This window comes from Streptomyces sp. NPDC057616 (assembly GCF_042800575.1).
Classification (GTDB): Bacteria; Actinomycetota; Actinomycetes; order Streptomycetales; family Streptomycetaceae; genus Streptomyces.
The window spans coordinates 209,346-230,462 of the sequence record NZ_JBHVGU010000002.1 but is presented as its reverse complement, the minus strand read 5'-3'; the positions used below and the strand labels follow the sequence as shown (position 1 = coordinate 230,462).

The 21,117-nt window shown below is 69.7% G+C and carries 23 protein-coding genes, 1 tRNA gene, 2 pseudogenes and 1 riboswitch; of the genes and pseudogenes, 15 read left to right on the top strand and 11 right to left on the bottom strand.

From position 1 onward, the window contains the following. Positions 1-20: 20 nt before the first annotated feature. The 4 genes from ACFU97_RS02875 to bcp form a co-directional block, all read right to left on the bottom strand. A tRNA-Leu gene (locus tag ACFU97_RS02875) sits at positions 21-95 on the bottom strand. A 9-nt stretch (positions 96-104) separates the two neighbouring features. Then, positions 105-641 carry an HNH endonuclease gene (locus ACFU97_RS02870; protein WP_384249981.1) on the bottom strand — a complete coding sequence of 179 codons (537 nt, stop codon included), beginning with the start codon at positions 639-641 and terminating at the stop codon, positions 105-107. Further along, positions 638-1,291 carry an HNH endonuclease signature motif containing protein gene (locus tag ACFU97_RS02865; protein WP_384249979.1) on the bottom strand — a complete coding sequence of 218 codons (654 nt, stop codon included), beginning with the start codon at positions 1,289-1,291 and terminating at the stop codon, positions 638-640. Before ACFU97_RS02865 ends, ACFU97_RS02870 begins: the two co-directional genes overlap by 4 nt. 135 nt (positions 1,292-1,426) lie before the next feature. Continuing rightward, a complete protein-coding gene (gene bcp / locus ACFU97_RS02860) occupies positions 1,427-1,894 on the bottom strand; it encodes a thioredoxin-dependent thiol peroxidase (RefSeq protein ID WP_384249976.1) in 468 nt (155 codons plus the stop codon). 103 nt (positions 1,895-1,997) lie between these two features. Here bcp and ACFU97_RS02855 point away from each other — a divergent pair, with 103 nt between their 5' ends. From ACFU97_RS02855 to ACFU97_RS02845, 3 genes are all read left to right on the top strand, one after another. Next, positions 1,998-2,327, top strand: coding sequence for a DUF3618 domain-containing protein (locus ACFU97_RS02855; protein WP_384249974.1), 330 nt, complete (start codon positions 1,998-2,000; stop codon positions 2,325-2,327). A 23-nt stretch (positions 2,328-2,350) separates the two neighbouring features. Further along, positions 2,351-2,710: a GroES family chaperonin gene (locus ACFU97_RS02850; protein ID WP_384249971.1), complete on the top strand. Its 360-nt coding sequence runs from the start codon at positions 2,351-2,353 to the stop codon at positions 2,708-2,710. A 55-nt stretch (positions 2,711-2,765) separates the two neighbouring features. Then, positions 2,766-2,839, top strand: a riboswitch (guanidine-III (ykkC-III) riboswitch). A gap of 34 nt (positions 2,840-2,873) precedes the next feature. Beyond that, positions 2,874-3,194 (top strand): DMT family transporter, encoded by a 321-nt coding sequence (locus ACFU97_RS02845; protein ID WP_384249969.1) that lies wholly within the window; start codon positions 2,874-2,876, stop codon positions 3,192-3,194. Positions 3,195-3,209: 15 nt separating this feature from the next. Here ACFU97_RS02845 and ACFU97_RS02840 read toward each other — a convergent pair whose 3' ends face one another. Beyond that, positions 3,210-5,624, bottom strand: a complete 2,415-nt coding sequence (locus tag ACFU97_RS02840; RefSeq protein WP_384249966.1) for a transglycosylase domain-containing protein — start codon at positions 5,622-5,624, stop codon at positions 3,210-3,212. A 204-nt stretch (positions 5,625-5,828) separates the two neighbouring features. Here ACFU97_RS02840 and ACFU97_RS02835 point away from each other — a divergent pair, with 204 nt between their 5' ends. The 4 genes from ACFU97_RS02835 to ACFU97_RS02820 all read left to right on the top strand — a co-directional run bounded on the left by ACFU97_RS02835 (position 5,829) and on the right by ACFU97_RS02820 (position 9,842). Next, the gene (locus tag ACFU97_RS02835) at positions 5,829-6,629 is read left to right on the top strand and encodes an ABC transporter permease (protein ID WP_384250299.1); all 801 of its coding nucleotides are present in this window, start codon (positions 5,829-5,831) and stop codon (positions 6,627-6,629) included. Continuing rightward, entirely contained in the window at positions 6,622-7,443 is an 822-nt protein-coding gene (locus tag ACFU97_RS02830) for an ABC transporter permease (RefSeq protein WP_384249964.1), read from the top strand. Before ACFU97_RS02835 ends, ACFU97_RS02830 begins: the two co-directional genes overlap by 8 nt. 74 nt (positions 7,444-7,517) lie before the next feature. After that, positions 7,518-8,516: an ATP-binding cassette domain-containing protein gene (locus ACFU97_RS02825; protein WP_384250297.1), complete on the top strand. Its 999-nt coding sequence runs from the start codon at positions 7,518-7,520 to the stop codon at positions 8,514-8,516. A 453-nt stretch (positions 8,517-8,969) separates the two neighbouring features. Then, on the top strand, positions 8,970-9,842 hold the full coding sequence (locus ACFU97_RS02820) for a DUF1707 domain-containing protein (RefSeq protein ID WP_384249962.1): 873 nt from the start codon (positions 8,970-8,972) through the stop codon (positions 9,840-9,842). Between the two features lie 16 nt (positions 9,843-9,858). Here ACFU97_RS02820 and ACFU97_RS02815 read toward each other — a convergent pair whose 3' ends face one another. After that, positions 9,859-11,193: an SGNH/GDSL hydrolase family protein gene (locus ACFU97_RS02815; protein WP_384249960.1), complete on the bottom strand. Its 1,335-nt coding sequence runs from the start codon at positions 11,191-11,193 to the stop codon at positions 9,859-9,861. 220 nt (positions 11,194-11,413) lie between these two features. Between ACFU97_RS02815 and ACFU97_RS02810 the strand changes: the two genes are divergently transcribed. Together ACFU97_RS02810 and ACFU97_RS02805 are read left to right on the top strand one after the other, a co-directional pair. After that, positions 11,414-12,781 carry a DUF445 domain-containing protein gene (locus tag ACFU97_RS02810; RefSeq protein WP_384249958.1) on the top strand — a complete coding sequence of 456 codons (1,368 nt, stop codon included), beginning with the start codon at positions 11,414-11,416 and terminating at the stop codon, positions 12,779-12,781. A gap of 74 nt (positions 12,782-12,855) precedes the next feature. Continuing rightward, a complete protein-coding gene (locus tag ACFU97_RS02805) occupies positions 12,856-14,364 on the top strand; it encodes an MFS transporter (protein ID WP_384249955.1) in 1,509 nt (502 codons plus the stop codon). Positions 14,365-14,635: 271 nt separating this feature from the next. Here ACFU97_RS02805 and ACFU97_RS02800 read toward each other — a convergent pair whose 3' ends face one another. Further along, positions 14,636-14,938, bottom strand: coding sequence for a hypothetical protein (locus ACFU97_RS02800; RefSeq protein ID WP_384249952.1), 303 nt, complete (start codon positions 14,936-14,938; stop codon positions 14,636-14,638). Positions 14,939-15,049: 111 nt separating this feature from the next. Then, entirely contained in the window at positions 15,050-15,856 is an 807-nt protein-coding gene (locus tag ACFU97_RS02795; RefSeq protein WP_384249950.1) for an alpha/beta fold hydrolase, read from the bottom strand. Positions 15,857-15,918: 62 nt separating this feature from the next. Here ACFU97_RS02795 and ACFU97_RS02790 point away from each other — a divergent pair, with 62 nt between their 5' ends. The 4 genes from ACFU97_RS02790 (at position 15,919) to ACFU97_RS02775 (ending at position 18,763) form a co-directional block, all read left to right on the top strand. Beyond that, positions 15,919-16,344: a MarR family winged helix-turn-helix transcriptional regulator gene (locus ACFU97_RS02790; RefSeq protein ID WP_384249948.1), complete on the top strand. Its 426-nt coding sequence runs from the start codon at positions 15,919-15,921 to the stop codon at positions 16,342-16,344. A 94-nt stretch (positions 16,345-16,438) separates the two neighbouring features. Then, the gene (locus tag ACFU97_RS02785; protein ID WP_384249946.1) at positions 16,439-17,254 is read left to right on the top strand and encodes a hypothetical protein; all 816 of its coding nucleotides are present in this window, start codon (positions 16,439-16,441) and stop codon (positions 17,252-17,254) included. Beyond that, positions 17,251-18,267, top strand: coding sequence for a hypothetical protein (locus ACFU97_RS02780; RefSeq protein ID WP_384249945.1), 1,017 nt, complete (start codon positions 17,251-17,253; stop codon positions 18,265-18,267). The genes ACFU97_RS02785 and ACFU97_RS02780 overlap by 4 nt, the downstream gene beginning before the upstream one ends. Positions 18,268-18,274: 7 nt before the next feature. Next, positions 18,275-18,763, top strand: a complete 489-nt coding sequence (locus tag ACFU97_RS02775) for a hypothetical protein (protein WP_384249942.1) — start codon at positions 18,275-18,277, stop codon at positions 18,761-18,763. A 2-nt stretch (positions 18,764-18,765) separates the two neighbouring features. Here ACFU97_RS02775 and ACFU97_RS02770 read toward each other — a convergent pair whose 3' ends face one another. Further along, complete coding sequence (locus tag ACFU97_RS02770; RefSeq protein WP_384249940.1) at positions 18,766-19,275, bottom strand: GNAT family N-acetyltransferase; 510 nt, start codon at positions 19,273-19,275, stop codon at positions 18,766-18,768. Between the two features lie 394 nt (positions 19,276-19,669). On the opposite strand from ACFU97_RS02770, the gene ACFU97_RS02765 reads away from it, so the two are divergent. Continuing rightward, positions 19,670-20,068: a hypothetical protein gene (locus tag ACFU97_RS02765; RefSeq protein ID WP_384249938.1), complete on the top strand. Its 399-nt coding sequence runs from the start codon at positions 19,670-19,672 to the stop codon at positions 20,066-20,068. A 34-nt stretch (positions 20,069-20,102) separates the two neighbouring features. Further along, positions 20,103-20,591: a hypothetical protein gene (locus ACFU97_RS02760; protein ID WP_384249936.1), complete on the top strand. Its 489-nt coding sequence runs from the start codon at positions 20,103-20,105 to the stop codon at positions 20,589-20,591. Here ACFU97_RS02760 and ACFU97_RS02755 read toward each other — a convergent pair. Beyond that, positions 20,583-20,777: pseudogene (locus tag ACFU97_RS02755) on the bottom strand (DUF397 domain-containing protein); the annotation flags it as partial. The gene ACFU97_RS02760 and the pseudogene ACFU97_RS02755 overlap by 9 nt on opposite strands. Before the next feature lie 6 nt (positions 20,778-20,783). Further along, positions 20,784-21,032, bottom strand: a pseudogene (locus ACFU97_RS02750) (Scr1 family TA system antitoxin-like transcriptional regulator); the annotation flags it as partial. Positions 21,033-21,117: the final 85 nt, after the last annotated feature.

Genomic DNA, 21,117 nt, shown 5'->3' with positions numbered 1-21,117 from the left:
GGGGAGCCGCGCCCTGAAGGTGGGGCCGACGAGACTCGAACTCGCACTGTCCACTACCTAAAAGTGGTGCCTCCTGCCAGTTGGGCTACGGCCCCGCGTACAGCTTACTGGCACGCGGCGAGCGGTCGTCGCTGGTAGCCTCCCCTGCACCAGGTGCTGGTGATCGCGTGGCAGTTGGGACACAGCAAGCGCAGATTCTCCCGCCAGTCGTCGCTCCAGTCCCCGTTGATGTGATCGATCTCCAGCGTCGTGGGCCTGCCGAGCCATTCGGGGCCGGTCCCGCATTCCGCGCACTCCTCCGCTTGGCCCACCTCCAGGAGCGCCCTGCGCAGCAGGTGAGTTCGCGTCCGACGGGTGCCGTCGTGCCGGACGAGGATGTCCGCCGCGCGCCTGAGCGGAACGGTGCCAGGCTTCCCTCGTCGGTGCGCCCGCCCCAGGAAATGGGAGATGTCGAGCCCGTCCTCGGCGATCCAACGGCGAAGCTGAGTGCGCAGTCTGCTGTTGTACGGCTCCATTCCCAGGGCGCGCAGTGTCTCTGCGAGAGAGGATGCCCCCTCGACCGCGCCGCGCAGCACCTCGGCGGTCGGTCTGCCAGGTGTCGCCCCCGGCTTTCTGCCACGAGGCATGTCGCGGCTGCTCATGAAGCACCGCCTCGAGCGGTCCTCTTTCCGCGTCCTCGGTAACTGTCGGTCGTCGAATGGCAGTTGGGGCACAGGAGCCGCAGGTTGCCGATTCTGTTGCCGCGCCAGTTGCCGTCGATGTGGTCGACCTCCAGCGGGAGCGGCCGCCCCCGCCATACCGGTTCCACGCCGCACAATGCGCACCGCTCGGGCACGCCGGTCGACACCATGGCCCGCTTGAGCCGATCGCCGGGGATACGTCGAGCCCGGTCGGCTCGCTGCTCGACGAGCAAGTCCTCGGACGTTCGGGGGCGCCATGCCTTCCCTGGCCGGGCCGGCACCTGGAAGTGGGAGGTGTCGATCCCGTACGCCTTGATGCGGCGGCTGATGTGCGTGTGATGCCCGCCGACCACCTCGAGCCCGAGATGGCGCAGCACCTCGCACATGTTCGTCGACGCCGAGACCGCCGCCTGCAGGATCTCCCTCGTCCACGTGACCCCCGCTCGCTCGAAGTGCGCGACATCCACCCCGAGCTTCCTCATCCGCTCCCACACGTATCGCCGCGTGGAGCTCCGCGGGTCCACCCCCAAGCGTTCCAACGCCTCCGCCAACGTCCGAGCCCCCCGAGCCGCCTCCTCCAGCCGCTCCTTGGTGTACGCGCCGACCCCCACGAGTTCCTCCGTCCCGGCCGCACGTTCGCAGCTCGTACGGAGCAACGATGGGCTGATCGGACAGTCACGCCGGGAATGTGAAGCGGCCCGCACCGGGTAAGCCGGTACGGGCCGCTCACAGGGGGAAACGGGACCTCAGATCCCCAGATCCTTGATGATCTTCGCCACGTGGCCGGTCGCGCGGACGTTGTAGAGGGCGCGTTCGACCTTGCCCTCCTCGTCCACGATCACCGTGGAGCGGATGACGCCCATGTACGTCTTGCCGTAGTTCTTCTTCTCGCCGTAGGCGCCGTACGCCTCGGTGACGGTCTTCTCCGGGTCGGCCAGGAGCGTGACCTTCAGGGACTCCTTCTCGCGGAACGTGGCCAGCTTCTCCGGCTTGTCGGGCGAGATGCCGATGACGTCGTAGCCGGCGCCCGCCAGCAGTTCCAGGTTGTCCGTGAAGTCGCAGGCCTGCTTGGTGCAGCCGGGCGTCAGGGCCGCGGGGTAGAAGTAGACGATGACCTTGCGGCCCTTGTGGGCCGACAGGGACACCTCGGTGCCGTCGGCGTCGGGGAGGGTGAAGTCGGGGGCCACGTCCCCGGGCTGGAGTCGCTCGCTCATCGGGCTAGCGTAACCGGGGGTCCTGACAGTGCAGGCGCGGGCGGAACTGACAGACTGTCCAGAACAAGCGGCACCACGTACCAGCTGACTCGGAGGCCCTACGGTGGCGGACACGTCGGACACCAGAACCCCGGCGCAGATCGAGGCGGACATCAAGAGCCGCCGCGCAGTGCTGGCCGAGACCCTCGACGAGATCGGGGTGCGGGTGCACCCGAAGACGATCGTCGGGGACGCCAAGGCCAAGGTCGTCTCCAACATCGATCACACGCTGGGTCGCGCCTACGTCGGGGTCAACAAGGTCGTGAGCGACGTCAGGGCCCAGTTCGTCGACGAGGAGGGCGCGCCCCGGCTGGAGCGGATCGTGCCGGTCGCGGCCGTCGCCGTCGGACTCGTCGGTCTGCTGGCTCTCGGCACCCGGCGGCGCCGGAAGTGAGCGGAGACAGGTAGGTTCATGGCGTGAGCGCCAACAGAAACGAGCACAGCACCCCGCAGCACGACAAGCTGCCCATCCGGATGCTGCACGACCGGGTTCTCGTGCGGCAGGAGACGGGTGAGGGGGAGCGCCGGTCCGGCGGGGGCATCCTGATCCCCGCCACCGCCGCGGTCGGGCGGCGTCTGGCCTGGGCCGAGGTCGTCGCCGTCGGGCAGAACGTACGGACGGTGGAGCCCGGCGACCGGGTCCTGTTCGACCCGGAGGACCGGGCCGAGGTGGAGGTCAGGGGCGTGGCGTACGTGCTCATGCGCGAGCGCGATCTGCACGCCGTGGCCGCCGACCGCTTCGAGGGCTCCGAGGACACGACGGGCCTGTACCTATAGCGCGGCCGAACGCAGTGGCAGAAGGGCTGGTGACCATCGTCACCAGCCCTTTTTGTCATTCCTTTGCTAGCTTGGAGGGAGCCCGACGAGACGCGCCGTACCGGGATTCGCAGGCAAAGACGACGCACCCCGCGAGTCAGTCACGCGTTTCGGAGGTGCCGTCATGGCCTGGGTTCTGCTTGTCGTCGCCGGTCTGCTCGAGGTCGGCTGGTCGATCGGGATGAAGTACACCGACGGGTTCACCCGTCTCGTCCCCAGCCTTCTCACCGGCGCCGGGATCGTCACCAGCATGCTGCTGCTGTCGTACGCCGCCAGGTCCCTCCCCATCGGCACCGCCTACGGCGTCTGGGTCGGGATCGGGGCGGCCGGTGCGGCGGTGCTCGGCATGGTGGTGCTGGGTGAGCCGGTCACCGCCGCCCGTGTCTTCTTCGTCTGCCTGCTGCTGGTCGCCGTCGTGGGGCTGAAGGCGACCTCCGGTCACTGACGTGTCACCGACGCGTCAGCGTCGGCGGGTCGTCTGCGGGCCGCCCGGACCCACCGTCGTCCCGCCGGTGTCGGTGCCGGTCGTGGTGCCGCCGTCCGTCGTGTTCCCGGTGGTGCCCGTCGTCCCGCCGTCCGTGGTGCCCCCGTCGGTGGTGCCGCCCGTGTCGGTCGTCCCGCCGTCGCCGGTGGTCCCGCCGTTCGCCGTGCCGCCGGTGGTGGTGCCGTCGGTGGTGCCGCCGGTGCTGGGCGACTGGCCCCCGGTCGTGGTGCCGTCGGTGGTGCCGCCCGTGGTGGGCGTCGGGCTGCCGGTCGTGCCGCCGTTGTCCTGGCCGCCGGTGCCCGGCTGCTGCGGCGGCTCGGTGGTGGCGGGCGGCGCGGTCTCCTCGGCGCCGGCCTGGAGCTGGAGGTCGAAGTCCGTCGCCGGCTTCCCCTTCAGGGCGTCGCGGGTGTACTGCGCCCAGATTTCGGCGGGCGGGCCGCCGCCGTTGACGCGGTCCAGGCCCATCGCGCCGTAGAGCGACTTGTGGGCGGCGGTCACCGGGTCCTGGCCCATCACCGAGACGACGGTGGCGAGGTCGGGCGTGTAGCCGGCGAACAGGGCGGCCGTGTCCTCCTCCGCGGTGCCGGTCTTGCCGGCGGCGGGGCGGTCGGCGGCCTGCGCGGCGGTCGCGGTGCCGTTGTCGACGACGCTCTGCAGGATCGAGGTGGTGGTGTCGGCGGCCTCGCGGCTGACGGCCTGGCTGGTCTGCGCCTTGGGCAGGTCGACGACGTCCTTGCCGTCCTTGGTGATCGAGTCGATCATCGTGTACGTGGCGCGCTCACCGTGGTTGGCGAGGGTCGCGTACGCCTCGGCCATGTCCAGCACGCTGGCCCGGGCGACGCCGAGCGCGATCGACGGGGTGGGGGTCAGCTCCGGGGTGTCGGAGGGGATGCCCAGGCCGATCGACGTCTGCCTCACCTTCGCGGAGCCGACGTCCACGGCCATCTGCGCGTACACCGCGTTGACGGACTTGTCGGTGGCGGTGCGCACGGTGATGTCGCCGTAGGAGCGGTCGTCCTCGTTGGCGGGCGCGTAGCTGCCGCTCCAGCCCTCGACGGGGCGCCTGTTGGTGCCGTCGTAGTAGGTGTTCGGCGTGATGGTCTCGCCGTCCTGGGTCTCGGAGTGGTTCTGTACGGCCGAGGTGAACACGAACGGCTTGAAGGTGGAGCCCACTTGGAAGTCCTCGCGGGTCGCGCCGTTGGTGTACTGCTTGACGTAGTCGATGCCGCCGTACATCGCGACGAGCTTGCCGGTCTTCGGGTCGACGGAGGCGCCGCCCGCGCGGACGTAGGTGTCGACCTTGTTGTTCTTCTTGTCGAGCTTCGACATCACCTTGTCGTTCACCGCCTTCACGAAGGCGTCCTGCTTGCTCTTCTGCAGGGTGGTGGTGATGCGGTAGCCGCCCCGGTCGAGCTCGTCGGCGGTGACGATCTTGTTCTTGGTGAGGTAGTCCTTGACGGCGTTGACGATGTAGCCGCGCTGCCCGGACATGCCGGTGGAGGCCGTCTGCTGCTTCGGCATCGGGAACTTGAGGCCGGCCCGCTTCGTCTCGGTCAGCCAGCCCTTCTTGACCATGCCGTCCAGGACGTAGTTCCAGCGGGCCACCGCCGAGACCTTGTTCTCGGGGTGCGCGACGACGTCGTACTCGCTGGGCGCGTTGACCAGCGCGGCGAGGTAGGCGGCGTGGGCCGCGTCGAGATCGGTGGCGTCCTGGCCGTAGTAGGCCTGGGCGGCGGCCTGGATGCCGTACGCGTTGCGGCCGAAGTAGCTGGTGTTGAGGTAGCCCTGGAGGATCTCGTCCTTGGACTTCTCCCGGTCCAGCTTGATCGAGATGAAGAACTCCTTCACCTTGCGGGTGACGGTCTGCTCCTGGCCCAGGTAGTAGTTCTTGACGTACTGCTGGGTGATCGTGGAGCCGGACTGCTTGCCCTTGCCGGTGGCGGTGTTCCAGGCGGCGCGCACCATCGCCTTGGGGTCGATCGCGGACTCGATGTAGAAGTCGCGGTCCTCGGCGGCCAGCACGGCGTGCTGGGCGGACTTGGAGACCTGCGCGAGCGAGACGTTCTCGCGGTTGACGTCGCCGTCGCGGGCGATCTGCGAACCGTCCGCGTACAGGTAGACGTTGGCCTGCTTCATGGCGAGGGCGTTGGCCGGCGGGATCTTGACCAGGGAGTAGCCGAGGTAGAACAGGCCGATCAGCAACAGGACGCCGATGACGAAGGTGCCCAGCACCATGCGCCAGGTCGGGATCAGCCGCCGCCAGCCCGTCCTCCTCGGGCGCTTCGGGCTGCCGTCCCCCGCTCCCGCCCCCGGGGCCTGGGCCTCGGCCGCCTGCGGCTCTCTCGGTGCCCAGCCCTGGGCAGGCTGCTGCGGCTGCGGCTCGTCGCTCATGTCGTGTACCGGACTCCTGTTTCGCGTCGTACGTTCCTGTACGCCCTCGTACGCCTTCTGCGCCCCCTCTTGAAGACTCTCGCACCATGCGTTCCGTTCCCGGATCGCGGCACGCGTCCGGCCCCGAAAATGCGTGGCGTGCGTCACTACCAGCGGACTAGGCTCCTGCGCTTCGGTGTCGAGAGGTCCGGGAGGTTGACTGACGTGGGCTCGGGACGGTTGTACGTGGCCGTCGCGGCGGGCGGTTTCAGACGGTACGCGACGTATCGGGCGGCCACGGCCGCAGGGGTGTTCACCAACACCGTCTTCGGACTCATCCTCGTCTACACGTATCTGGCGCTGTGGGACGAGAAGCCGCACCTCGGAGGGTACGACCAGGCGCAGGCGGTCACCTACGTGTGGCTCGGCCAGTGCCTGTACGCGACGCTCGCCATCCAGGGCGGCGGGTTCGAGAAGGACCTGATGGACCGCATCCGCACCGGGGAGATCGCGGTCGACCTGTACCGGCCGGCCGACCTTCAACTGTGGTGGCTGGCGGGCGACTTGGGGCGCTCGGTGTTCCAGATGCTGGGGCGCGGTGTGATTCCGTTCACGTTCGGCGCGCTGTTCTTTCCGATGGCGCTGCCGGCCGGCGTCACCACCTGGGCGGCGTTCGCGGTGACCCTCGTCCTGGCGATGGTCGTCAGCTTCGGCATCCGCTATCTGGCCGCTCTGAGCGTCTTCTGGCTGCTGGACGGCATGGGCGTCAGCCAGGTCCTGATGATCACCGGCATCTTCTTCTCGGGCATGGTGCTCCCGCTGAACGCCTTCCCCGGAGCGCTCGGCGAGATCGTCCGCGCGCTGCCGTGGGCGGCGCAGCTGCAGATGCCGGCCGACGTGCTGATGGGCGAGACCGATCCGCTGCGGGCGTACGCCTTCCAGGCGGTGTGGGCGGTGGTGCTGCTGGCCGCGGGCCGGCTGCTGCAGTCGGCGGCGACGCGGCGGGTGGTGGTGCAGGGTGGCTGAGACGAACCGCCTGCGCGAGGGGCTGCGGGCCTACCGGCTGATCGCTGGGATGTGGGTGCGCTCCTCCATGACGTACCGCACGTCCTTCCTGGTCACGGTGTGCGGCAACCTGTTGGTGACCGGTCTGGACTTCGTCGGCATCCTGCTGATGTTCTCGCAGGTGGACCGGCTCGGCGGCTGGACGCTGCCCGAGATCGCCTTCCTCTACGGCCTCTCGGTGACGTCGTTCGGCATCGCGGACCTGGTGCTCGGCTCGATGGACGTGCTGGGCGCCCGCATCCGCGACGGCTCCTTCGACAGCCTGCTGGTGCGGCCCGCGCCGGTCCTCGCGCAGATCGGCGCGGACCGCTTCGCGCTGCGCCGCCTGGGCCGGATCGTCCAGGGCACGCTGGTGCTGGGCTGGGCGCTGGTCTCGGTCGACGTCGGCTGGAGCGCGGCGAAGGTGCTGCTGGTGCCGGTGATGCTGGCCAGTGGTGCGCTGATCTTCTGCGCGGTGTTCGTGGCGGGTGCGTCCTTCCAGATCCTCGCGCAGGACGCGGCCGAGGTGCAGAACGCCTTCACCTACGGCGGCACCACGCTGCTGCAGTACCCGCCGACGGTGTTCGGCAAGGACTTCGTGCGCGGGGTGACGTATCTGCTGCCCCTCGCCTTCGTGAACTGGGTGCCGGCCTGCTTCGTGCTGGGGCGGCCGTACCCGCTGGAGCTGCCCTCCTGGGCGGCCTTCGCGCCGCCCCTGGTGGCGCTGTTGTGCTGTGCGCTGGCCGGCCTGGCGTGGCGGGCGGGCCTGGGGTCGTATCGGAGTACGGGGAGTTGAGCGTGACAGAGCGGGCGCTGATCGAACTCGACGGCGTCGAGAAGGTCTTCGACGTGCGCCGCAGGACGGGGTTCATGAAACGGGAGCGGCGCGAGGTGCGGGCCGTCGACTCCCTCTCCTTCACCGTCGCGCGCGGCGAGATGGTCGGCTACATCGGGCCGAACGGCGCCGGCAAGTCGACGACGATCAAGATGCTCACCGGCATCCTCACGCCGAGCGGCGGCCGGCTGCGGGTCGCGGGCATCGATCCCTCGCGTGAGCGGATGCGGCTCGCGCACCGCATCGGGGTGGTGTTCGGGCAGCGTACGACGCTGTGGTGGGACCTGCCGCTGATCGACTCGTACAAGCTGATGCACCGCATGTACCGGATCCCGGACGCCCGTTACCGCGAGAACCTCGACCGCTGCGTCGAACTCCTGGAACTGGCCGACCTGCTGGACGTCCCCGTCCGGCAGCTCTCGCTCGGCCAGCGGATGCGCGGGGACATCGCGGCGGCGCTGCTGCACGACCCGGAGGTGCTCTACCTCGACGAGCCGACGATCGGTCTGGACGTGATCTCGAAGGCCAAGGTGCGGGGTTTTCTGCGGGAGTTGAACGCCGAGCAGGGCACGACCGTCCTGCTCACCACCCACGATCTGCAGGACATCGAGCAACTGTGCTCGCGCGTGATGGTCATCGACCACGGGCGCTTGATGTACGACGGTCCGCTCGCCGGGCTGCACGAGGTGGGGGAGAGCGAGCGGATCCTGGTGGTGGACCTGGAGCGGGAGGCGGCGCCGATCGAGGCGGCGCCCGCGCGGGTGGTGAAGGTGGAGGGGCCGCGGCAGTGGCTGGCGTTCCCGTCCGGCGAGTCGGCGGCCGCACTGGTCGCCCGGATCGCGGCGGAGTACCCACTGGCGGACCTCTCGGTACGGGAGCCGGACATCGAGGACGTGATCGCCAGGATGTACGCGGGCGCGGACCCGGGGCGGGGCGAGGCGGCGGAGCCGAGGCGGGCCGGGACGGCGGAGCCGGGGCGGAGGGGGATGGGTGAAGGGGATCGGGCGGAGGCGGCGGAGCCGGGGCGGACGTAGGCGGCGGATTCGGGGCGGGCGGGGGCGGCGGAGCCGGGGCGGACGGGGATGGCGGAGCCGAGGCCGGCCGAGAGGACGGAACCGCCGCCGGGAAGGCGGATCCGAGGCCGACGGGGAAGATGGATCCGAGGCCGGCGGGGGCGGCGGAGCCGGGGCGGCTGGAGCAGGCGGATCTGAGGCCGACGGAGAGGGCGGATCCGAGGCCGGCGGAGAGGACGGAACCGGCGCCGGCGGAGCAGGCGGAGCCGAGGCGGCCGGAGAAGACGGATCCGAGGCCCGGCAGAGAGGACGGAACCGGGGCCGGCGGAGCAGGCGGATTCGGGGCGAGCGGGAATGACGGAACCGGGGCCGGCGGAGAAGTAAGGAACCGGGGCCGGGGGGGAAGTTGGATGTGGGGTGGGTGGCGATGCGGTCTCGTAGCCTCCGGCCGGGGGAACTCGTAGGCTGCTTTCCATGACCGATGACGCCGCAGTCCCCGAACTCCGGGCATCCGACGCCGACCGTGAGCGAGTCGCCGAGGTCCTGCGGGACGCCCTCGCGGAGGGCCGTCTCGACATGGAGGAGTTCGAGGAGCGGCTGGAGGCCACCTACAAGGCCCGGACGTACGGCGAGCTGACGCCGATCACCCGCGATCTGCCCGTCGGCCAGGTCGCGCCGCCGCCCGCCGTCTCGCTCACCAAGGAGCCGGTGGCGAGCGGCAGTTGGGCCGGACGGATCGTCGGCGGCGAGGGCTCCTCGACATGGGCGGTCGCGGTGATGTCCGGGTTCGAGCGCAAGGGCCGCTGGACCGTGCCCAAGCAGTTCACCTGCGTCACCTTCATGGGCGGCGGCGAGCTCGACCTGCGCGAGGCGAACTTCGCCGACCGCGAGGTCGAGATCAACTGCGTCGCGATCATGGGCGGGGTCAACATCATCGTGCCGCCCGGCGTCGAGGTCGTCGTCCGCGGCATCGGGATCATGGGCGGCTTCGACCACCGGGAGTCGGGCGTGCCCGGCGAGCCCGGGGCGCCCCGCGTGATCGTGAACGGCTTCGCCTTCTGGGGCGGCGTCGGCATCGAGCGCAAGCTGACCAGGGAGGAGCGGCGCCGCCTGAAGGAGGAGCGCCGCCAAGGGAAGCTGGACCGCAAGACCTCGATGCGGGAGCTCCAGGCGGACTACCGCGACGACCACCACGACGACCACGACGCGCACCGCGGGATGCTGGGGGGCCACCGCGATCCGCTGCGGGACCGGCACGAGGAGCGCCGGGAGCGGTACGAGGAGCGGCGCGAGCGGCACCGGGAACGCCGCGAGGAGCGGCACCGCCGCCACTACGGCGACTACTGAACCGCCGCCGCCCGCCTCAGAGTTCGGCCGGCGCCGCGCCCTTCAGATCGTCCAGGTCGAAGACGTCGGCCATCTTCGCGTACCCCTTGTCGCTCGGGTGGAGATGGTCGCCCGAGTCGTAGTCGGAGCGGAGCCTGCGCGGGTCGTACGGGTCGCGCAGCGCCCTGTCGAAGTCGACCACGGCGTCGTAGACCCGGCCGGAGCGGATCTCCGCGTTGACCCGCTGGCGTACCGCCTCACGGGCCGGGGTGTAGCCGCGGTGGCCCTCGAAGGGCATCAGGGTCGCGCCGACGACCTTGATGCCGCGGGCGTGGGCCTCGCGGACCAGGGTGCGCAGTCCGGCGAGGATCTTGTCCGGGTCGGCGAGCTGCGGGTTGCGCAGGATGTCGTTGACGCCGAGGTCTACGACGACGACCTTGACGTTCGTCCGGGAGAGCGCGTCGCGGGAGAAGCGCAGCAGGCCGCTGGGGTTGTCGGCGGGGCGGCCGAGACCGTCGGCGAGGACCTGGTTGCCGCTGATGCCCTGGTTGACGACGCTGTAGCGCGGCAGGTCCTGGCCGGACCCGATCGCCGAGCGCAGCCGCTGCGAAAGGACGTCCGTCCAGCGGTGGTTGGCGCCGAGGCTGGACGTTATGCCGTCGGTGAGGGAGTCGCCGAAGGCGACCACGGTGCCGTCCGACTCGTTGCTCAGCACGTCCAGCGCGGTGAGGTAGCGCCAGAACGGCGTCTGCTCGGTGTACCGGCTGCCGGTCACGTCCTCCGTCAGGTCGCCGGTGGCGACGTAGGACATCTGGCGGGCGTGCGGGTGGTAGGTGACCGGGCCCGAGGAGCTGGGGGAGTAGGTGGTGACCAGCACGTCGCTGCCCTGCGGGATCGCGATGCGGACCGCGTCGCTCAGCACCTGCCGGCCGGCCGGGATGACGACCGCGGTGCTGCCGCCGAAGGTCAGCCGCCGCATGGTGTCGGCGTTCGCCGCCGCGGTGCCGGAGGTGACGGCCACCGCGATCGAGGCGTGCGTGACGGTCAGCGGCGACTGGCCGTAGAGATTGGACAGCGTGATACGGGCACTCGTACCTCCCACGCTCGCGTGCACGACGTTGCGCACCGAGCGTCCCGCCATGCCGGTCGTCTCGGTGCCGGGCTCGGCGCCCGCCGGGGACGCCGACCAGGAGCCGACCCAGATGCCGGTGGAGGCGGGGGCGGCGGAGTTGTGCGGGGCGCGGCCTCCGGCGAAGGTGCTGCTGCTGTTGCTTCCGTCGTCAGCCGCTACACCGAGGTATATGGCAGCCGAAAGGCCCACGATCACGGCGATGATCGCGGAAAGCAGGGCATAACCGTGACGCCTGGTCATGCGGTGCGGGTCTCCTCGGGCGAGTGGGAGCCCGAGGCTCCGATGTGATCACCCCATGATGCGTCATGGGATGAGGGGTAGTTGAACCGGACCCCCCTACGGGCCACCGGAGTTCATGACGAACTTCCCCGTCCAGACAGACGCCGGGAACTCTCGTTCCGTTCCAGGAGTCGGTCAGGAAGGGACAATGTGTGCAGGGGATCACGAACGGGTGGAGTGGATGGAACGTACGAATCGTGAAGAAACGGGTGAGCGTGCCGTGCAGGAGGGTGCCCGCCCGGCCGCGGCGGGCCACCAGAAGGCCCCCGCCGCGGCCGCACGCGCGATGACCACCTTCAGCGCCGCCGACCAGGAGAAGCAGCGCGGGGTGCGGCGCATGAAGCTCACCGCGACCGGGCTGCTGCTCTTCGTGGCGGTGGTGTACGTCCTCGCCAAGTGGGCGGAGAACTCCGGCGCCGGCGCCTGGGCGGGCTATGTCGCCGCTGCCGCCGAGGCCGGCATGGTCGGCGCGCTCGCCGACTGGTTCGCGGTCACCGCGCTATTCCGCCACCCCCTCGGCCTGCCCATCCCGCACACGGCGATCATCCCGACGAAGAAGGATCAGCTGGGCGTCTCCCTGGGCGAGTTCGTCGGCGAGAACTTCCTCTCCGAGGACGTCGTACGGCAGCGGCTGCGCGCCGTCGGCATCGGCAGCCGGCTCGGCGCCTGGCTCGCCGAACCCGAGCACGCGGACCGGGTCACGGCCGAGTTGTCGGCCGCCCTGCGGGGCGCGCTGACCGTGCTGCGCGACTCGGACGTGCAGGCGGTGGTCGGCGAGGCGATCACCCGGCGCGCGGACGCCCAGGAGATCGCGCCCGGCATCGGGAAGATGCTGGAGAAGATCGTCGCCGACGGCGGTCACCGCCGGGTCGTCGACCTGGTCGTCACGCGGGCGCACGACTGGCTGGTCTGGCACGACACCGAGATCATGAACGCCGTACAGGGCGGCGCCCCCGGCTGGACCCCCCGTTTCGTCGACAAGAAGGTCGGCGAGCGGGTCTACCGGGAGCTGCTGCGCTTCGTCACCGAGATGCGCGACATGCCCTCCCACCCGGCCCGAGGTGCCCTGGACCGCTTCCTCGGCGACTTCGCCTCCGACCTCCAGTCCGACACGGACACGCGGACGCGGGTGGAGAGGCTGAAGGGCGAGGTGCTGGGCCGGGGCGAGGTGCAGGACCTGATCGCCTCCGCCTGGACCGCCGTACGCTCGATGATCGTCTCGGCGGCCGAGGACGAGCGCAGCGAGCTGCGGCTGCGCGTGCGGGCCTCGCTGCTGTCGCTGGGGGCGCGGATGGCCGTCGACCCCAAGCTCCAGGACAAGGTGGACCACTGGGTGGAGGGTGCCGCGGTGTACGTCGTCACCACCTACCGCAAGGAGATCACCTCCCTCATCACGGACACCGTGGCGGGCTGGGACGCCGACCACACGACGAAGAAGATCGAGGCGCACATCGGCCGCGACCTGCAGTTCATCCGGATCAACGGCACGGTGGTCGGTTCGCTGGCCGGCCTGCTCATCTACACGGTGTCGCAGGCGCTGGGAGCGTAGCGGGGGCCGGGTGGGGCGTAATCCGGCCCGCCGCGGGCACCCGATCGGGGTTCCACTCGCCGAGGAGGGAGCCCATGACGACAGCCGAGGCCGCGAGCGGCCGCACCATCACCACGAACATTCCCGCCCGCCTGGACCGTCTGCCGTGGTCGCACTGGCACTGGACGATCGTCATCGGGCTCGGCACCGTCTGGATCCTCGACGGCCTGGAGGTCACGGTCGTCGGCAACATCGCCAGCCGCCTGTCGGAGCCCGGCAGCGGTCTGCCGATCAGCTCGGGCCAGATCACCGGTATCGCGGCCGCGCTGTACGTGGCCGGCGCCTGTGTGGGCGCCCTGTTCTGGGGCCGGCTGACCGACAAGTGGGGCCGTAAAAGGCTGTTCATGATCACGCTGGCGGTCTATCTGGCCGCCACCGCGCTCACCGCGCTCTCCTTCTCCCCCTGGTGGTTCTTCACCTTCCGCTTCCTGACCGGCTTCGGCATCGGCGGTGAGTACGCGGCGATCAACTCGGCGATCGACGAGCTGATCCCCGCCAAGTACCGCGGCCGCGTCGACCTGATCATCAACGGCAGCTTCTGGCTGGGCGCGGTCGGCGGCTCGCTGCTGTCGATCGTGGCGCTGAACACCGGCATCTTCCCCAAGGACGTGGGCTGGCGGCTGACGTTCGCCCTGGGCGCCGTGCTCGCGGCGGTCATCCTCCTGGTGCGGCGGCACGTCCCGGAGAGCCCCCGGTGGCTGCTGATCCACGGCAGGGACCGGGAGGCCGAGGAGATCGTCACCTCGATCGAGGAACGGGTGGAGGCGGACAGGGGCGAGCGGCTGGCGCGGCCCGAGGGCGAGATCACCATCCACCAGCGGCGCGGCGTCAGCTTCGTGGAGATCGCCCGCACGCTGTTCGCCGACTACCGCAAGCGCTCGGTCCTCGGCTTCTCGCTCTTCATCGGCCAGGCGTTCCTCTACAACGCGATCACCTTCGGCTTCGGCGCGATCCTGACCACGTTCTTCAAGGTCCCGTCCGGCAACACCGGTTACTACTTCGCCGTCATCGCGGTCGGCAACTTCTGCGGCCCGCTGCTGCTGGGCAAGTTGTTCGACACGGTCGGGCGCCGGGTGATGATCTCCGGCACGTACCTGCTCTCGGGCCTGCTGCTGTTCGGCACGGCCTGGCTGTTCGACCGGGGTTCGCTGAACGCCACGACGATGACCGCCTGCTGGTGCGCGGTCCTGTTCTTCGCCTCGGCCGGCGCGTCCAGCGCCTACCTGACGGTCTCCGAGATCTTCCCGATGGAGACCCGGGCGATGTCCATCGCCTTCTTCTACGCCCTCGGCACGGCGGCCGGCGGCATCAGCGGCCCCCTGCTCTTCGCGGACCTCACCAGCACGGGCAAGGTGGCCGACACGGTCCTGGCCTTCGAGATCGGCGCGTCCCTGATGTGCGCGGCGGGCCTGGTGGCGGCGTTCCTCGCCGTGAACGCGGAGCGCCGCTCGCTGGAGGACATCGCGAAACCACTGACAGCCGCGGCGAGTTCCCTCCGGGGGAAGGGCCAAAGGGAACCGGGGTCCAAGCCGGCTACGGCGTAGAGGCGGAGAGTGCGCAGCCTGCGAGGTGTCTTGCCTGCCGGGTGCGGGTGCGGGTTCGGGGGGTGCCGGGGGCGGCTTCCCGCTCCCCGCACAGCCTGCGGGCATTCGTGCCGCCCACGGCGGCACGGGTGGGCGCAGGCGGCACCCCGCAAGCGCCGGGTCGGGCACCTTGCCGGTGCACTGCCGCGGGCGGCACGGACTCGGTGCCGGGCCGGGCACCCGTCCCGCCCAGTGCAGCAGACATCACCCACGCGGCGCGCCGCCGAAAAGCTCACGCGTGCCGATCAGCCACAACCCAAGCGGCCAGCGCCATCGCCCCGGCGACCCCGAACACCGCAGGCCACGCCCCCACCTTCTTGGCCAGAGGATGCGACGCCCCGAAGGCGGCCACATACCCCGCGCTCAACGCCCCCGCAGCCACCCCACCGGCCCGCTCCCGCCACTGCGAAGCCGCCGTCGCCCCGGCCACGGCCAGCACGAACCCACCCAGCTCCCGCTTCCTGGTCCAGCGGGCGACGCCGTACCCACCGACAAGCCCACCCGCGGCCACCGCCGCACTGGGAATCCTGGCCATGCCTGCCTCCTGCCGTTCTGACGGATCCGCCCCGAGGCTAATCCCCCCTCGCCCGGCCCCGCAGGCAGGGGTGGCCATCACGCCGGCCCGCCCCCACCGCTGCCACGGCTGTCAACCGACACCGCCGCCCCCACCGGTCCACCGCAGATGCTCGTCAATGAGCCCGAACGTCACCTCCGGCTGCTCGATCTGCGGAAGATGCCCGGCCTTGGGCACCACCTCCAGCCGCCCGTCCGCGAACGCCCCGGCGTAGCCGGCCCCGTACCCGGGCGTCACGATCCGATCGCTCTCCCCCCAGATCAACAGCGCGGGCACCCGCACCCGCCCCAGCCTCCGCAGCAACTTCGGATCGTGCATGTACGGCTCCCCGGCAAGGACCCGCATGGTCGCCATGTTGCCCTGCCGCACGGCGAGTTGATCGGCGGGCAACGAGGCGGGATCGACGTAGTACCGATCCGGCTCGTGCCACGACAACTCGAACGCCGCACGGGGCTCGAGCGCGAAGTAGTCCGCGATCGGCTCGCCCTCCACCCGCACACCGACGGCGTCGACGAGCACCAGCCCGCTGATCCGCCGCCCACCGTCCCGTACGGCCATCTCGGCGGCGATCCACCCCCCGAGCGAGGACCCGACGACGAGGACGTCCTCCAGCCCCCGGTCCTGAAGCAGATGCAGATACGCGAGGGCGAGATCGTCGACACCGGTGAGCCACTCGGGCCGCGGCGTGCCGTCCCAACCGGGATGGACCGGCACCAACGTATGGGCGGTAGGGGCCAGATGCTGGGCGATGCCCGCAACGGTGGCGGGCCCGCCACCACCGTGCAGCACGAGTACAGGACGGCGGCCGGTCCCGGAACCGGCCTCGGACAGGGTGAGGGGCAGGTCGGCGTACACCTGCGAGATGTGATCTGTAGGCATGCCGACCACTCTAACTAAATATGCTTATATAAGCTAGCTTAGTTTCGGGATAAGCTAGCCCCATGCACCCTGACGCCACCGCTGACCTGCAACTCCTCGGCCGCGCGGTCAAGCAGACCCAGTACCGCCAACACCGCGCCCTGGACAGCGCGTTGACGGCCATCGGCACGACCCTCGCCCAGTGGGACGCCCTGCGCGCGATCAGCCGCACCCCGGGGGCGTCGGCGCGCGACCTGGCCGCAGCCACCTTCCAGACGGAACAGGCCTTCGGCACCCTGGCCGGCCGCCTCACCGCCCAAGGCCTGATCGAACGCCGCCCCGGCCACGGCCGCCGCATCGAGCACCACCTGACCCCGTCGGGCGAACGCACCCTGAAGGCCGGCCACAAGGTGGCGGACGAGGTCCTTGCAGAACACTTCGCCCCTCTCCCCGAACAGGACCGCGCAACCCTGCTGGACCTCCTGCGACGCCTGAACGAGACGCCGTAGCCGGCGAAGAAGGCTTTCGCCCTTTGCACCCACTCCACGACAGCCCCACCGGGTCCTCCACGCCCACCACTCGGGCCACCCCCTCATCCCCGTGGTGAACACCACCAGCTACACGGTGGCGCCCTGGGTCGAAGAACTGATCAAGCTCGCCCCGCTGCTCCTGGCCGGACTGAGCCTGAAGATCCGTCGCCAGTGGGGCCTGACCGACTTCGTGCTGCTGGGCGCGGCCCTGGGTGCCGGCCTCGGCCTCCTCGAAGCCGTACTCCGCTACGGCCTCGACGCGCACCGCGCCATCCCCCGAGGGGGCGGCTGGGTGATCCCCGACAGCCTGTCCCCGCCGTATGTACCGTCCCTGGGCCAGGGGTTGACGTCGTGGCTCCCGGCGCCGTTCAGCCAACTGGACGTGGGCGGCGCACCGGCCACGGACACCTTCTCCCATCTGGTCTTCACCGCGATGACAGGCTTCGGCGCGGGCCTGCTCTGGCGCGCACGCGGCAACCTGCGCCTGCTCGCCGCAGGCCCGATCGCGGCGGCGATGGCGTACCACACGGTGAACAACTACGCCGTCCAGCACCCAACGAGCCGCGCCACAGACTGGGTTGAAACCCTGGACGGCAAAGCGTGGGCGGCCCCGCTCGTCTGCCTTGCCCTCGCGATGCTGGTCGACGTCCGCCAACTCCACCGCGGCAAGCGCACGGTGCCCGGCATCCTGCTCACCACCGAACGCACGGACGGCGACGGCCTGGCCGCCCTCCTCCGCTACGCGACATGGCGCCTGCCATGGAGCCTACGAATAGCCCTCCGCTACGTCGCCGTACGACGGGCTGTGCTCTACGCCACGGCAGGCTCGACGGAACCGGCGGACACCGCTCAACTGCGCGGCGCGATCGCCGGCTCACGTCCCGGATGAACGAGTCGGACAACCAACAGGCCTGGCAGACGGTCGATTTACGTACCCTGCTGAAGCAGGCGCGGGCCGCACACACCACCCGGCACCGATGGCTCTACCTGATCCCCTGCGTGCTCGTCCTCCCCTTCTTACTCTTCCTGGTCGTCGGCTCTTTCAAGTCCACGGCCGGCCTCCAGAAGTTCTTCAGCACCGGCGCGGGCCCGAACATCCTGCTGGGCCTCGGCATTGCGGCGCTGGCCTGGATCGCCTACCCGCTCACGACGTTGCTCCGCACCTGGCGATCGACCACGGCCCACCCCCTGGCCGAGATGGTGGCAGCGCACCGCTTCCGCCTGGCCACTGCCCTGGGCTCCGCCACCACGGGCACCTTCCTCCTCTTGCACAGCCTGGGCACCGCGGGCCCTGCCGCCCCCACGATCCGCACGTACCACCTCCTGGACGCCCTGAACAACTTCCTCACCTACCTCGGCTTCGCCCTCCTCCTCCTCTCCCTCCTGGCCTTGTTCCCCCCGGGAGGCCTGGCCCTGGCGGGCGGCGGAGCGCTCGGCACGCTGACAGCCGAGGCCGCCCTCAATGCCGGCATCCTGGGCACGGTCGGTCTGGTGCTGATGGCGGTTGGCGCGAGGGGAACGGCTGCGGGTGGCCCGAGCGGTGGGCGTGAGGGACTTCCGCAGTGGTTGCGCGACAAGTGGAATGAAGGGCGTGGGTTCAACAAGGAGAATTGGCATCGCTACCCGGCCAACGAGGTCTATCTGGAGAACGGTAAGGTGCTGGACTCGTACCGTCCCGGAAAGGAGATCGTGTCGCGTAAGCAGACCCAGATATCAAAGATCTCCAAGGATACCTTTACCGGCTACTTGCGTGAGTTCACCCAGAAATATAAAGAGGGTACGAAGGTGCCCGACACTCCCAAGGCGCGCAGAGAGTACCCGAAGCTCATCGGTAAGCCCCTGAGGGGTCGCTACCATCTGGAAGTCCCGGTGCAGTCGGAGCCTGTGCCGGGTGCGGGCTGAAGCCGTCATGATCTGGACCTACTGCGAGCGGTGGAACCGCCTCACTGAGACGCCCATGAGCCCGTTGACCCCTCAGGACGCCCAGGCTCGCCACATCTCCGGCGAACTGTACACCGCCGTGGCATCCCCGGCGGAGCACTCATCTCCTGAACTGCGCGTGCACATTCGTCTGGAGACCGGATATGCCGCGGTGATCTTTATGGACGGCCATGGTCGCGATTCCTTGGAATACACGTTCTCGCTCATCAATGAATCACTCTTCCTCGAAACCGCAACATATTACTCCTACGGAAACTCGCAAGAGCGGGGCGGATACGCCGATGCCGAGTACATGGAGTCGTACGATTTCACTCCTGACGGCGTCATGGAGAAAACGGTGGAATCCGGCGGAAACGAATCCAGCGAGAGTCGCCAGGGTGTCGACGTCTCATCCAACTGGGAGTCCGTTCCGAATTTCGGTGCCTACGATGCGCTGATTCGACGGGACCGGGCTTAGCGCTACGCCCCGGCGAGGGGCTTAACATACCGATGGCACGGAACGGGAATCGGCCCGTCGGGCCCTTCCGCCGGATAGCCGAATGCCCCCTCGTCGACCCAGCCTTGCCGCTCGTAGAACCGCCGCGCCCGAGCATTACCGGTGGCCACGGCCAGCCACACCCGCTCGTGCCCCTGCTCCCACCCGAGCCGCTCGGCGCACGCCAGCAGCGCACCCGCGACACCCGAGCCGCGATGGGCGGCCGCCACGTACAGCTGCTCCACCTCGTCCTCGACCACCATGACGAACCCCGCGACGCCCCCCTCGACAACTGCGATCGTCGTATCCGAGACCCGCTGGGCCGCCCGGACCGCGAACGACTCAGGCGTTCGCACAGCGACCAGCACATCCGGCACATGCCCGAGATGGCCGTCACGCCATCCGTCACGCCAGATCTCCGCGACGGCCACGGCGTCGCCGGGCTCCGCGGGCCGAAGGGTGATCGGCTGATGGTCGGGTTCGGGCCTGGGCATGGGCCCAGGCTAGCCAGACGCTGACCGGAAGAGTCCGGAGTATGACCTTTTCCCTCAGTTCTTCCTCAACTTCGTTGTGATCCCCACGTGCAGGTCTGCAAGATCGCTTTGCCACGGCCTGCCGTGGTGGATCGCGTCTGTCTGACCAACAGCGCAAACGAGTAAATGCACAACATCAAAGGGGAACACCGACGTGAGATCGTCGACAGCCATACGTCGTGGGGCAACGGGGGCTCTACGAGGGGGAGTGGGGCTGCGGGCCGCCGCCGTGGTGGCCACCACAGCAGTTGCTCTAGGGGTGACAGCGCCTCTGGCAGAGGCGACGGAGGCGCACAACTCAGTGTCGCCCGTGACCGTGTCCGTGCAGAGGGCCGAAGCGGCAGAAGCCTCGGACTTGACGTTCACCGCGGCCGACGTGCGCGACCTGATCCAGCGCATCAGGGCGGACGGGGGCGCGGACACCGCTCAACTCGCGCAGTTCGAGGCCTACGCCAACTCCCTGGAAGGCAAGCCGCCGAGCAGGCCGATGCAGCGCTTCGGCTGGAGCACCATCGTCCGCAAGCTGGTGGTGGCCGGCTTCCGGCACGGCGGCGTGTGGATGGGCAAGGTACTCAAGCACGTCTCGCCGAAGGCGGGCCGTTACGCCTCCAGGTACGGCAACAAGATCGCCGACGCCATCGACGCGGTCGAGAACTGGGGCGAGCACGCGCTGACACTGGCCCTGATGAGGGCCGGGCTGCCGTCGGACGTGGCCGGCGACCTGGCCAAGGCGATCATTCTCGTTGCGGCCTAGATCCCCTGGCAGGGGCCCGACGGAGGTGATGAACATGGCGTACGACGCGGACGACGAACCGTCGACCGCGGGCGAGAAGCGCCTCGCGGGAGCCGTCGTAGGCGGACTGGTCCTGCTGGTGACCGCGCTGGTGGGGCTGCTGTTCCTCCTGGTGCTGCTCGTCACGGTGGCGGTGTTCCCGGAGGCGGTCGAACTCGACGGCCTGTCCTCGCTGCTGTGGGCCCTGCTCCTGCTGGCCCCCTGCTCCGTGATCGCCACGGCCGTCACGGTGCCGGGGCGACGCCTGGTGCGCACCTGGCTGGCAACGTCCCCCATGGTGGCTCACCTCTCGGACGCGGCCTTCGCCTGGCTGTCGGCCTTTCTCGTAGGCGTGATGCTGCTCGAGTGGACGCCGGGCGTGCACGCTCACTCGGTGCTCCCGGCGGTGGCGGTGGCCACGGTCGGCCTGGCCGTGGACCCGATCGCCGAGCGACTGGGCAGGGGCAGGGCGAAGGAGCGGCGGAGCGACAGGCCCTCAAACTGAGAGGCGCACCCGCCAGCAGCCGTGGACGCGAATCGACCGCACTCTCGGCATGTTCACGGTCTCGATAAGGGTCTGCCAAGCCTCCCGGCTGATGGTCAGTATGGGCCCGCTCCGCCCCTTCGAGTCCCGTACGAGGACGTCGTCCTCGCTACTCGCGCACTCTAGACACTCGGTCCCGCTCCCACCGCTGTAGGAAGACTCAAGATCGAGTGCCTGTGCGCTGAGGTACTCGAGCGCCAACCCATAACGCTCCAGTTCTTGCCGCTTCTCCATAAACAGGCCACCACCGAGCAAGTCCACGTAGACGAGGTTGAGTTCGGGCACGGGGCCGCGAAGAACAGCGAATTTGCCCACCGTTGCGGCATGCGCGCCTGATGAGAAGGGCAGCATCTGCACGGTGATGTGGGGGCGCTCCGATAGCGCGAGCAGCTGATCAAGCTGGTTCGGCCACTGGCTGAGAGCCCATGGCTGTGATGCCGAGGAAGCCTTGGACCGAGCTCAGACGCGCTTCGAAGGGCAGGTCAAG